This window comes from Streptomyces lacrimifluminis (assembly GCF_014646095.1).
Classification (GTDB): Bacteria; Actinomycetota; Actinomycetes; order Streptomycetales; family Streptomycetaceae; genus Streptomyces; species Streptomyces lacrimifluminis.
The window spans coordinates 23,531-35,404 of the sequence record NZ_BMMU01000021.1; the positions used below are offsets into that span (position 1 = coordinate 23,531).

Genomic DNA, 11,874 nt, shown 5'->3' on the forward strand with positions numbered 1-11,874 from the left:
CCATGGCCAAGCTCGAACTCCTCCCCGCCGTCGACGTCCGCGACGGCCAGGCCGTCCGCCTCGTGCACGGCGAGTCCGGTACGGAGACTTCGTACGGCTCCCCCCTGGAGGCCGCCCTCGCCTGGCAGCGCTCGGGCGCCGAGTGGCTGCACCTGGTCGACCTGGACGCCGCCTTCGGCACCGGTGACAACCGCGAGCTGATCGCCGAGGTCGCCGGGGCGATGGACATCAAGGTGGAGCTGTCCGGTGGCATCCGCGACGACGACACGCTGGCCGCGGCCCTCGCCACCGGCTGCACCCGGGTGAATCTCGGCACGGCCGCGCTGGAGACCCCGGAGTGGGTCGCGAAGGTCATCGCCGAGCACGGCGACAAGATCGCGGTCGGTCTGGACGTCCGCGGAACCACGCTCCGCGGACGCGGCTGGACCCGGGACGGCGGCGACCTCTACGAGACGCTGGAGCGCCTCAACTCCGAAGGCTGCGCGCGGTATGTCGTGACCGACATCGCCAAGGACGGCACGCTCCGGGGCCCGAACCTGGAACTGCTGCGCGACGTCTGCGCGGCGACCGACCGCCCCGTCGTGGCCTCCGGCGGTGTGTCGTCCCTGGACGACCTGCGGGCCATCGCCGAACTGGTACCCCTCGGTGTCGAGGGGTCCATCGTCGGGAAGGCCCTGTACGCGAAGGCGTTCACCCTGGAAGAGGCCTTGGAGGCGGTGGCCAAGTGAGTGACGTACGGCGTGTCACGACCGGTGCGCCCTGGGAGGAGACCTTCGGGTACTCCCGCGCGGTGGAGCTGCCGAACGGACTGGTGCTGGTCTCCGGCTGCACCTCGATCGTGGACGGGGAGATCGCCGGCGGTGGTCCCTACGAGCAGACGGTCAACGCCTTCAACGTCGCCTTCACGGCGCTGGAGCAGCTGGGGCTCGGCCGCGACGACGTCGTGCGCACGCGCATGTACATCACCCACGCGCGGGACGTGGACGACATCGGACGCGCCCACAAGGAGCTGTTCGACGCCGTCCGGCCCGCCGCATCCATGATCATCGTCGCTGGCCTCGTGGACCCCAGTCTGGTCGTCGAGGTCGAGGTGGAGGCGTTCCGAGGGGTGTCCGCAGCATGACCCTTGCCGTACGAGTCATCCCCTGCCTGGACGTCGACAACGGCCGGGTCGTCAAGGGCGTCAACTTCCAGAACCTCCGCGACGCGGGCGACCCCGTCGAGATGGCCAAGGTCTACGACGCCGAGGGCGCCGACGAACTGACGTTCCTGGACATCACCGCCTCCTCGGGCAACCGCGAGACCACCTACGACGTGGTCCGGCGCACCGCCGAACAGGTGTTCATCCCGCTGACCGTGGGCGGCGGGGTGCGCGCGGCCGAGGACGTCGACAAGCTGCTGCGCGCCGGCGCCGACAAGGTCGGCGTCAACACGGCCGCCATCACGCGTCCGGAGCTGATCCGCGAGATCGCCGAGCGGTTCGGCCGACAGGTGCTGGTGCTGTCCGTGGACGCCCGCCGCACCGACTCCGGCTCCTTCGAGGTCACCACCCACGGCGGCCGACGCGGCACCGGCATCGACGCCGTCGAGTGGGCGCACCGGGCCGCCGAGCTGGGCGCCGGTGAGATCCTGCTCAACTCGATGGACGCGGACGGCACGAAGGACGGCTACGACATCGAGATGATCGAGGCCGTACGCAGGCACGTGAGCGTGCCGCTGATCGCCAGCGGGGGAGCGGGCCGCCTGGCCGACTTCGCGCCGGCCGTCGGGGCGGGCGCGGACGCCGTCCTGGCCGCCTCCGTCTTCCACTTCGGGGATCTGCGGATCGGGCAGGTGAAGGACGCGCTGCGCGCGGCTGGGCATCCGGTTCGCTGACACGCGGTTCTTCGACCGCGCGTCCGGCGGGGGCTGGTCGCGCCCCGCGGCGGAGCCGCAGATCAAATACAGCCCAGCGCCGCTGTCGGGGGCGCGGGGCGCCCCGACTTAGATGCCCAGCTGCTTCGACTCGTGCAGCTTGGCGATCGCGTCCTTGTCGCCCTCCAGCTCCACGTCGGCGACGCTCTGGCGGCCGTACGCGAACAGCAGCAGTTCGGACGGTTCGCCGGTCACCGTGACCACCGGGGTGCCGCGGTGGGCGACCGCCGTCTGGCCGTCCGGGCGGCGCAGCACCAGGCCCGTCGCCGCGCCCCGGCCCGTCAGCCGGGCGGTGCGCTCCAGACGGGACCACAGGGCGTCCTGGAAGACCGGGTCCAGCTCGCGGGGCGTCCAGTCGGGCCGCGCCCGGCGGACGTCCTCCGTGTGGACGTAGAACTCGACGGTGTTCGACGCCTCGTCCACCTGCTTCAGCGAGAACGGCGAGAAACGCGGCGGGCCGGTACGGATCAGCTGTATCAGCTCCTCGTACGGCTTGTCGGCGAACTCCGCCATCACCCGCTCAAGACGGGAGCCGAGCTGTTTGATCAGCAGGCCACCGGCGGCGTCCGGGCGGCGCTCGCGCACCACCACGTGCGCGGCGAGATCACGGGTCCGCCAGCCCTCGCACAGGGTCGGGGCGTCGGGACCCTCGGTCTCCAACAGGTCGGCGAGAAGAAGTCGTTCACGCTTCGCGTAGGTAGACATGTCAGCAAGCGTACGACTGTCCCCGCGGTCCGCCCACCCGTCGCCCGGCCACCCCCCCCCACCGAGACGCTCGGCGCCGCCCCCATCCATTCAATGGACATCCCGGAGGAGTGTCGGTGGGGCGCGGCACAATGGCCCCATGACCAGCAGCACGCCCCCGCCCAGCAGGACCGGCGGCCCCAGCCCCCTGGCCCCGGAGATCGCCGCGCGCCTCAAGCGCGGCCCCGACGGGCTCGTCCCCGCCGTCGCCCAGCAGTACGACACCGGTGAGGTGCTCATGCTCGGCTGGATGGACGACGAGGCGCTGCACCGCACCCTGACCACCGGCCGCTGCACCTACTGGTCGCGCAGCCGCCAGGAGTACTGGGTCAAGGGCGACACGTCCGGCCACTTCCAGCACGTGAAGTCCGTCGCCCTCGACTGCGACGCCGACACCGTGCTCGTCAAGGTCGACCAGGTGGGCGCCGCCTGCCACACCGGCGCGCGGAACTGCTTCGACGCCGACATCCTGCTCGACGTGTCGTTCGAGGACGCCGATTCCGGCGTACTCCCACCGGGTCAGTAAGGTCAGCCGCCATGGACCTCGAGACCTTCCGCAAGCTGGCCATCGACCGGCGCGTCATCCCCGTCACCCGCAAGCTCCTCGCCGACGGCGACACCCCGGTCGCGCTGTACCGCAAGCTCGCCGCCGAGCGTCCCGGCACCTTCCTGCTGGAGTCCGCCGAGAACGGCCGGTCCTGGTCCCGCTACTCCTTCGTCGGGGTCCGCTCCAGCGCCACCCTCACGGCCCGTGACGGCGAGGCCCACTGGCTCGGCACCCCGCCCGTCGGCGTGCCCGTCGAGGGCGACCCGCTCGCCGCCCTGCGCGCCACCATCGAGACCCTCCACACCCCCCACCAGGAGGGCCTGCCGCCCTTCACCGGCGGTATGGTCGGCTACCTCGGGTACGACATCGTGCGCCGCCTGGAGAAGATCGGCCCCGGCGAGCGCGACGACCTGCGGCTGCCCGAGCTGACCATGCTCCTCACCAGCGATCTGGCCGTCATGGACCACTGGGAGGGCTCGGTCCTGCTGATCGCCAACGCGATCAACCACAACGACCTCGACACGGGCGTCGACGAGGCCCACGCCGACGCCGTGGCCCGGCTCGACGCGATGCAGGCCGACCTCTCGCGCGCGGTCGCCCAGCCGCCCGCCGCGCTCCCGCCCTCCGAGCTCCCCGAGTACACGGCCCTGTGGGGCGGCCCCGACTACCAGGTGGCCGTCGAGGACATCAAGGAGCGCATCCGGGCCGGGGAAGCCTTCCAGGTGGTCCCCTCCCAGCGTTTCGAAACACCGTGCACGGCAAGCGCGTTGGACGTCTACCGGGTTCTGCGGGCCACCAATCCGTCCCCGTACATGTACCTGTTCCGCTTCGACGGGTTCGACGTCGTCGGATCGTCCCCCGAGGCCCTCGTCAAGGTCGAGGACGGGCGCGCGATGGTCCACCCCATCGCGGGCACCCGGCACCGCGGGGCGACCCCGCAGGAGGACCAGGCCCTCGCCGAGGAACTGCTCGCCGACCCCAAGGAGCGCGCCGAGCATCTCATGCTCGTCGACCTCGGGCGCAACGACCTCGGGCGGGTCTGTGAGCCCGGTTCCGTCGAGGTCGTCGACTTCATGTCCGTCGAGCGGTACTCGCACGTCATGCACATCGTCTCGACCGTCACCGGCCGTGTGGCGTCCGGCCGCACCGCCTTCGACGTCCTGACGGCCTGCTTCCCGGCCGGCACGCTCTCCGGGGCGCCCAAGCCGCGCGCGATGCAGATCATCGACGAACTGGAGCCGTCCAGGCGGGGGTTGTACGGCGGAGCCGTCGGTTACCTCGACTTCGCGGGCGACTCCGACACCGCCATCGCCATCCGCACGGCCCTCCTGCGGGACGGCACCGCGTACGTCCAGGCGGGCGCCGGTGTCGTCGCCGACTCCGACCCGGTCGCGGAGGACAACGAGTGCCGCAACAAGGCGGCGGCGGTCCTGCGGGCGGTCCACACGGCGAACCGCCTCGGACAGTAGGGCGTTTCCCGCGAATGGGGCGCTTCTCACGTGAGCCCCGGGTGACGGTACGCCCGGGGTTCAGGCGATAGTGGGATACGTGACTGCCGTACCCGTACCTTCCCCGCGTTCCGAAGCCCCCCTTCCCGGCCGGGCCGGCCGGCTCAGCCTCGCCGTCGCCCTGCTGGCCGGTGCGCTCGGCGCGGCCGTCGCGCTGCTCGCCACCCGCCAGCAATGGTCCGAGGGCACCACGACGGTGGCCGGCGGCGCCTTCCCGCTGACCGCCAGCGGCAGCGACGTCACGGGCGTGCCCGCGGCCCTCGCCATAGTGGGCCTCGCCGCGCTCGTCGCCGTCTTCGCCGTCCGCCGCTCCGGCCGCCTCCTGGTCGCCGCCCTGCTCGCGCTGTCCGGCGCCGGTACGATCGCCGCGGCCGTCCTCGGCGCATCCGACAGCTCCGCGCTCGACGAGAAGGCCGCCCGGGCCACCGGCGACACCGCCGCCACGGTGAGCACCCTCAGCCACACCGCCTGGCCGTACGCGGCTGCCGTCGGCGGCGCGCTGATCCTCCTCGCCGGACTCCTCGCCCTGCGCTACGGCCGCCTGTGGCCCGCCATGTCCGGACGGTACGAGCGCGGCGGCGCCCCCCGCCCGCGCCCCCGGGCGAGGGCCGCCGACCCCGACCGGCCCGAGGAGATCTGGAAGGCCCTCGACCGCGGCGAGGACCCCACCGGCGCATAGAGCCCTCCGGGCGACTCGCTGGGTCGACCCCCGGGGTCCCGCACGCGTGCGCGTGCGGGACAATGGACGACGAGCGTCCGGCTCACCACGTACTGCATCTAGCAACCAGCAACTCAGCAACGAGGAGCAAGTCATGGCGGGCACTAGCCACGGTCACACTCTGGCCGCCTGGACCGGCGTCACCATCGCCATCATCGGTTTCTGCGTATCGGGCGCCTTCATGGTGATGGCCGAGCCGCTGGGCTTCTGGGCCGGCATGGTGATCGTGGTCCTCGGCGGTGTCGTCGGCTGGATCATGGCCGCGATGGGCCTCGGCAAGCAGAAGCCGATCACCCGGGGCCGCGAGGGCCACCAGGTCACGCGCGAAGCGGCGGGTGCCGAGAGCTGAACCCCGTAGGGGACCGGTTCTCAGACTGTCAGGGGCGGCCCGGCGACATCGCCGGGGCCGCCCTTCGCGCGTGTACGCCCCGCAGGGGGCAGAATGCGTGGGGTGAACACCGAGCGGGCTCAGCAGGGCGTGCCGTCGGGCGCCGGTGCCGTGGCGGCACGGGTGGCCGTGCCCGCCGGGGTGCTCGCGGCCGTGGTCGCGGCCTTCGCCTACGTCGGGACGGTCGACCCCAACGAACCCGGCCACTACCCCGTGTGCCCGCTGCTCCGGCTGACCGGCGTGTACTGCCCCGGCTGCGGCGGTCTGCGCAGCGCCCACGCCTTCGTGCACGGCGACTGGGTGACGGCCCTGGGGGCCAACGCGCTCGCCGTGACGGGCTACCTGGCCTTCGCCGTCCTGTGGACCGTCTGGGTGGTCCGTGCGGTGCGCGGGCGGCCGATACGGATCGATCTGGGGTCGACGCAGCTGTGGAGCCTGGGCGCATTGCTGCTGGTCTTCACGGTTGTCCGGAACCTGCCGTTCGGTGGCTGGCTTCATCCTTGATCAAATGATGAATGTCCAGGTAGTGGGACCGGTGTCAACCGGATGTGAGGGGTGTGCCCTCCTCCGGATACCATCGGAGTGACCGGCTTTGACAGTTTGTGCAGCTTCAATTGGTGTGAATGGCTTGAACAGCCAATCGCCTACCGTCTGGAAGGGGGCCGCTCGCGTGAGCGTGCTCGACGAGATCATCGACGGAGTCCGTGCCGACCTCGCGGAGCGACAGGCGCGCGTCAGCCTCGACGAGCTCAAGGAGCGCGCGGCGAAGGCTCCCGCTGCCAAGGACGGGGTCGCCGCCCTGCGTGGCGACGGCGTCAAGGTCATCTGCGAGGTCAAGCGGTCCAGCCCCTCGAAGGGCGCGCTGGCGGCGATCGCCGACCCGGCAGGCCTGGCGGCGGACTACGAGGCGGGCGGTGCGGCCGTCATCTCCGTCCTCACCGAACAGCGCCGTTTCGGCGGCTCGCTGGCGGACCTGGAGGCGGTGCGCGCCCGAGTGGACATCCCGGTGCTGCGCAAGGACTTCATCGTCACGTCGTACCAGCTGTGGGAGGCGCGGGCGTACGGTGCCGATCTGGCCCTGCTGATCGTCTCCGCCCTGGAACAGTCCGCCCTGGAGTCCCTCATCGAGCGCGCCGAGTCCATCGGGCTCACCCCGATCGTCGAGGTGCACGACGAGGACGAGGTCGAGCGGGCGGTGGACGCGGGGGCCCGGGTCATCGGTGTCAACGCGCGCAACCTGAAGACCCTGGAGGTCGACCGCGCCACGTTCGAGCGGGTCGCCCCCGAGATCCCCGACAGCATCGTCAAGATCGCCGAGTCCGGTATCCGCGGCCCGCACGATCTGATCGCGTACGCCAACGCGGGCGCCGACGCGGTGCTCGTCGGCGAGTCCCTCGTCACCGGCCGTGACCCCAAGTCCGCGGTGTCGGACCTGGTGGCGGCGGGCGAGCACCCGGCGCTGCGGCACGGCCGCGGCTGATCCCCCGCTAGAGTTGGCCCCGATGACACTCACCCTGACACCCATGGACCGGTACGCCCGCCTCGCGCGCGGCTGCCGGCCGCGTGGTTGCCGTGCGCCCGCGAGGCGTGTGCACGGGCGGCGGGTTCGCTATGTCATCGGGGACGAGCCTGGACAGGTCAACGGGATGCGATGGCCCTGCGGGGCTCGGCGGTAGGGATGCGGCTCGTCTGATCCGGGCTGCGCCCTGCGCCGAGCGCTTCGCGAGGGGTCGTTCTTTGGCTGCGGGCCCGTTGTGGCTGGTCGCGCCCACGCGGCGGAGCCGCAGATTGACACCGCCCCGCGCCCCTGAAGGGCGCGTCCTGGGCAGCGGAGTTCTCATGGACCCCCTGTCGGCCCCTCGTCGCGCCGCACGCCATAAACGTGACCCCTGTCCGATCGACCCCGGGGCTCTGCCCCTGCGAGGTAGCCGTATGTCCAGTGAGTTCTTCATTCCTGACCCTGAGGGTCACGTACCCAGCGTCGACGGGTACTTCGGTGCCTTTGGCGGCAAGTTCATTCCGGAGGCGCTCGTCGCCGCCGTGGACGAGGTCGCCGTCGAGTACGACAAGGCGAAGTCCGACCCGGAGTTCGCCCGAGAGCTCGACGATCTGCTCGTCCACTACACCGGCCGGCCCAGCTCCCTCACCGAGGTGCCCCGGTTCGCCGAGCACGCCGGTGGCGCCCGGATCTTCCTCAAGCGGGAGGACCTGAACCACACCGGGTCCCACAAGATCAACAACGTGCTCGGGCAGGCCCTCCTCACCAAGAGGATGGGCAAGACCCGCGTCATCGCCGAGACCGGTGCCGGTCAGCACGGGGTCGCCACCGCGACCGCCTGTGCGCTGTTCGGGCTCGAGTGCACCATCTACATGGGCGAGATCGACACCCAGCGCCAGGCCCTCAACGTCGCTCGGATGCGCATGCTCGGCGCCGAGGTCATCGCCGTGAAGTCCGGCTCGCGCACCCTCAAGGACGCCATCAACGAGGCGTTCCGCGACTGGGTCGCCAACGTCGACCGTACGCACTACCTGTTCGGAACCGTGGCCGGGCCGCACCCCTTCCCGGCCATGGTGCGCGACTTCCACCGGGTGATCGGTGTCGAAGCCCGGAGGCAGCTCCTGGAGCGGGCCGGGCGGCTGCCCGACGCCGCCGTCGCCTGTGTCGGCGGCGGGTCCAACGCCATCGGACTCTTCCACGCCTTCATCCCCGACGCCGATGTCCGGCTCATCGGGTGCGAGCCCGCCGGGCACGGTGTCGAGACCGGCGAGCACGCCGCCACCCTCACCGCCGGTGAGCCCGGCATCCTGCACGGCTCGCGGTCGTACGTCCTGCAGGACGAGGAGGGGCAGATCACCGAGCCCTACTCCATCTCCGCCGGACTCGACTACCCGGGCATCGGGCCCGAGCACTCCTACCTCAAGGACAGCGGTCGCGCCGAGTACCGCGCGGTCACCGACGACGCCGCCATGCAGGCGCTGCGTCTGCTGTCCCGTACCGAGGGCATCATCCCGGCCATCGAGAGCGCGCACGCGCTGGCCGGCGCCCTGGAGGTCGGCAAGGAGCTCGGCAAGGACGGGCTGATCGTCATCAACCTCTCCGGGCGCGGCGACAAGGACATGGACACCGCCGCCCGGTACTTCAACCTGTACGACACCGACGCCTCGGTCGCGGCCGACGCGGACAGTGAGATCGCCGAGATCGAGGGGGACGTCAAGTGAGCGGCAACATCCAGTTGTTGAGCGACACCCTCGCCGGTGCCAGGGCCGAGGGGCGCTCCGCGCTCATCGCGTACCTCCCCGCCGGGTTCCCGACCGTCGACGGCGGGATCGACGCCGTCAAGGCGGTGTTCGAGGGCGGCGCCGACATCGTCGAGGTCGGGCTGCCGCACAGCGACCCGGTGCTCGACGGGCCCGTCATCCAGACCGCCGACGACATCGCCCTGCGTGGCGGAGTCAAGATCGCGGACGTGATGCGCACGGTCCGGGAGGCGTACGGGGCCACCGGGAAGCCGGTGCTCGTCATGACGTACTGGAACCCGATCGACCGCTACGGCGTCGAGCGGTTCACCGCCGAGCTCGCGGAGGCGGGCGGCGCCGGGTGCATCCTGCCCGACCTGCCCGTGCAGGAGTCGGCGCTGTGGAGGGAGCACGCCGAGAAGCACGGGCTCGCCACCGTGTTCGTCGTCGCGCCCAGCAGCAGGGACGCGCGGCTCGCCGAGATCACGGCGGCGGGCAGCGGGTTCGTGTACGCCGCCTCGCTCATGGGCGTCACGGGGACCCGGGCGTCGGTCGGCGCCCAGGCCCATGACCTGGTCCAGCGCACCCGGGCCACCGGCACCGACCTGCCGGTCTGTGTCGGGCTCGGCGTCTCCGACGCGGCGCAGGCCGCCGAGGTCGCCGGCTTCGCCGACGGTGTGATCGTCGGCTCGGCCTTCGTCAAGCGGATGCTCGACGCCCCGGACCACGCGGCCGGTGTCGAGGCCGTTCGGGAACTCGCCGCCGACCTCGCGAAGGGCGTGCGCGGCACCGCGTGAACGGGCGGGACATTTCGTACAGGTCGCCCGAACGGGTGGACCTGGGGCCGGGGAGGCGCAATGCGTCTCCCCGGTTCGTTCTGCGGGGTGTGAGCGAGAAGAATCGTGACGGAAAGCGCACCGCCCGCGAGCGGCTGGCGGTCGAGCGTGAGAAGCAGAAGTCCGCGGAGAAGCGGCGACGGGCGTTGGTCGTGGGCGTCAGTGTCGTCTGCGTGCTGGGACTCGCGGCGGTGATCGGTGTCGTCGCCGCGAACTCCGGAAAGGACAGCAAGAGCGAGAGCGCCGGCCCGGTGGTGGCGCCCTCGGGCGCACAGGGCAAGGACAGCCTCGCCATCCCCGTGGGCGAGGAGAGCGCCAAGTCGACGCTCACGGTGTGGGAGGACTTCCGCTGTCCCGCCTGCCAGTCCTTCGAGACCAACTACCGCGCGGTCATTCATGAGTTGACGAACGCGGGCAAGCTGAAGGTGGAGTACCACCTGGCGACCATCATCGACGGCAACATGGGCGGCAGCGGCTCCCGGCACGCGGCCAACGCAGCCGCCTGCGCCCAGGACGCGGGCAGGTTCACCGCGTACCACGACGTGCTGTACGACAACCAGCCGCAGGAGACCGACGACGCCTTCGCGAAGGACAGCGAGCTCATCGAGCTGGCGGCGAAGACCGACGGGCTCGACACGCCCGCGTTCCGGACCTGTGTCGAGGACGGCACGCACAACAGCTGGGTCGCGAAGTCGAACCAGGCCTTCCAGAGCGGCGGTTTCAGCGGCACACCGACCGTCCTGCTCAACGGGAAGAACATCTACCAGGACCAGACGATGACCCCGGCGAAGCTCAAGCAGATGATCGAGGCCGCCGACAAGGCGTAGGGGTCCAACCGTTCCCGGGGCCTCCCGAGTGCCTCCGGTTCACCGCCGTGAGCGGAACCGGAGGCGCAGCCCGTTATGGAGCCGTTGCCCGGGGCGGCTCACATCCGCCGCGTCCGTCAAGGTAGCGTCGGGACTGCCATGGAAATCGCCTACATTCCCAGTCCGTCGCGCGGGGTGCTGCACCTTGGACCCATTCCGCTGCGCGGCTACGCGTTCTGCATCATCATCGGTGTCTTCGTCGCGGTCTGGCTCGGCAACAAGCGCTGGCTCGCCCGCGGTGGCCGACCCGGCACGGTGGCCGACATCGCGGTCTGGGCCGTGCCCTTCGGCCTGGTCGGTGGCCGCCTCTACCACGTGATCACGGACTACGAGCTGTACTTCAGCGAGGGCCGCGACTGGGTGGACGCCTTCAAGATCTGGGAGGGCGGCCTCGGTATCTGGGGCGCGATCGCCCTCGGCGCGCTGGGCGCGTGGATCGGCTGCCGCCGACGCGGAATCCCGCTGCCCGCGTGGGCCGACGCCCTCGCACCCGGTATCGCGCTCGCACAGGCGATCGGGCGATGGGGCAACTGGTTCAACCAGGAGCTGTACGGGCGGGAGACCACCGTCCCCTGGGCCCTGCACATCACCTCCTCGACCGACGGCCGGGTCCCGGGTTACTACCACCCGACGTTCCTGTACGAGTCGCTGTGGTGTGTCGGTGTCGCGCTGCTGGTCATCTGGGCCGACCGCCGCTTCACGCTCGGGCACGGACGAGCGTTCGCGCTGTACGTCGCCACCTACTGCGTAGGCCGCTTCTGGATCGAGTACCTGCGCGTCGACGACGCCCACCACATCCTGGGCATGCGGCTGAACAACTGGACCGCGATCTTCGTCTTCATCCTCGCGGTCGTCTACTTCGTGCTCTCGGCGAAGAAGCGGCCGGGCCGGGAGGAGGTCGTGGAGCCGGGTGCGGATGTCCCCGACGGTTCGGCGGCGGACGGTGCCGAGGGCGACAAGGGTGACGGTGCATCGGCGGAGGTGAAGGCCGAGTCCGATACGGACTCCGATACGGATCCCCGTACGGGGGCCGATCCCGACGGCAGGGCCGACTCCGAGGCCCAGGACAAGACAGAGGACAAGGCCGGAGCGGAGCCGACCAAGAAGAGCTGAGTG

15 protein-coding genes are annotated in these 11,874 nt (G+C 71.1%); 14 read left to right on the forward strand and 1 reads right to left on the reverse strand.

Annotated elements, in window-relative coordinates:
• Window positions 1-2: 2 nt before the first annotated feature.
• From priA to hisF, 3 genes are read left to right on the forward strand one after another with little or no spacing between them, the layout of a single operon-like run.
• Window positions 3-728: a bifunctional 1-(5-phosphoribosyl)-5-((5-phosphoribosylamino)methylideneamino)imidazole-4-carboxamide isomerase/phosphoribosylanthranilate isomerase PriA gene (priA, locus tag IEY89_RS27190; RefSeq protein WP_189150140.1), complete on the forward strand. Its 726-nt coding sequence runs from the start codon at window positions 3-5 to the stop codon at window positions 726-728.
• Window positions 725-1,123 carry a RidA family protein gene (locus IEY89_RS27195; RefSeq protein WP_189150141.1) on the forward strand — a complete coding sequence of 133 codons (399 nt, stop codon included), beginning with the start codon at window positions 725-727 and terminating at the stop codon, window positions 1,121-1,123. The genes priA and IEY89_RS27195 overlap by 4 nt, the downstream gene beginning before the upstream one ends.
• Complete coding sequence (gene hisF / locus IEY89_RS27200; protein ID WP_189150142.1) at window positions 1,120-1,875, forward strand: imidazole glycerol phosphate synthase subunit HisF; 756 nt, start codon at window positions 1,120-1,122, stop codon at window positions 1,873-1,875. Before IEY89_RS27195 ends, hisF begins: the two co-directional genes overlap by 4 nt.
• 108 nt (window positions 1,876-1,983) lie before the next feature.
• On the opposite strand, the gene IEY89_RS27205 is transcribed toward hisF, so the two are convergent.
• Entirely contained in the window at window positions 1,984-2,619 is a 636-nt protein-coding gene (locus tag IEY89_RS27205; RefSeq protein ID WP_189150143.1) for a TIGR03085 family metal-binding protein, read from the reverse strand.
• Window positions 2,620-2,758: 139 nt separating this feature from the next.
• Here IEY89_RS27205 and hisI point away from each other — a divergent pair, with 139 nt between their 5' ends.
• From hisI to lgt, 11 genes are all read left to right on the forward strand, one after another.
• Window positions 2,759-3,184, forward strand: coding sequence for a phosphoribosyl-AMP cyclohydrolase (gene hisI, locus IEY89_RS27210; RefSeq protein ID WP_189150144.1), 426 nt, complete (start codon window positions 2,759-2,761; stop codon window positions 3,182-3,184).
• An 11-nt stretch (window positions 3,185-3,195) separates the two neighbouring features.
• The gene (locus IEY89_RS27215; RefSeq protein WP_189150145.1) at window positions 3,196-4,674 is read left to right on the forward strand and encodes an anthranilate synthase component I; all 1,479 of its coding nucleotides are present in this window, start codon (window positions 3,196-3,198) and stop codon (window positions 4,672-4,674) included.
• 70 nt (window positions 4,675-4,744) lie between these two features.
• Window positions 4,745-5,392, forward strand: a complete 648-nt coding sequence (locus tag IEY89_RS27220) for a TIGR02234 family membrane protein (RefSeq protein WP_189150146.1) — start codon at window positions 4,745-4,747, stop codon at window positions 5,390-5,392.
• Between the two features lie 133 nt (window positions 5,393-5,525).
• Window positions 5,526-5,780, forward strand: a complete 255-nt coding sequence (locus IEY89_RS27225) for an HGxxPAAW family protein (RefSeq protein WP_189150147.1) — start codon at window positions 5,526-5,528, stop codon at window positions 5,778-5,780.
• Window positions 5,781-5,873: 93 nt separating this feature from the next.
• Window positions 5,874-6,323, forward strand: coding sequence for a DUF2752 domain-containing protein (locus IEY89_RS27230; RefSeq protein ID WP_189150148.1), 450 nt, complete (start codon window positions 5,874-5,876; stop codon window positions 6,321-6,323).
• A 166-nt stretch (window positions 6,324-6,489) separates the two neighbouring features.
• Window positions 6,490-7,299, forward strand: coding sequence for an indole-3-glycerol phosphate synthase TrpC (gene trpC / locus IEY89_RS27235; RefSeq protein WP_189150149.1), 810 nt, complete (start codon window positions 6,490-6,492; stop codon window positions 7,297-7,299).
• Between the two features lie 43 nt (window positions 7,300-7,342).
• A complete protein-coding gene (gene trpM / locus IEY89_RS41990) occupies window positions 7,343-7,495 on the forward strand; it encodes a tryptophan biosynthesis modulator TrpM (protein ID WP_373287300.1) in 153 nt (50 codons plus the stop codon).
• Window positions 7,496-7,751: 256 nt separating this feature from the next.
• Entirely contained in the window at window positions 7,752-9,038 is a 1,287-nt protein-coding gene (trpB, locus tag IEY89_RS27240) for a tryptophan synthase subunit beta (protein ID WP_189150150.1), read from the forward strand.
• A complete protein-coding gene (gene trpA / locus IEY89_RS27245; protein WP_189150151.1) occupies window positions 9,035-9,853 on the forward strand; it encodes a tryptophan synthase subunit alpha in 819 nt (272 codons plus the stop codon). Before trpB ends, trpA begins: the two co-directional genes overlap by 4 nt.
• A gap of 89 nt (window positions 9,854-9,942) precedes the next feature.
• Window positions 9,943-10,719 carry a DsbA family protein gene (locus IEY89_RS27250; RefSeq protein WP_189150152.1) on the forward strand — a complete coding sequence of 259 codons (777 nt, stop codon included), beginning with the start codon at window positions 9,943-9,945 and terminating at the stop codon, window positions 10,717-10,719.
• Between the two features lie 138 nt (window positions 10,720-10,857).
• A complete protein-coding gene (gene lgt, locus IEY89_RS27255) occupies window positions 10,858-11,871 on the forward strand; it encodes a prolipoprotein diacylglyceryl transferase (RefSeq protein ID WP_189150153.1) in 1,014 nt (337 codons plus the stop codon).
• The last annotated feature ends 3 nt before the right edge of the window (window positions 11,872-11,874 follow it).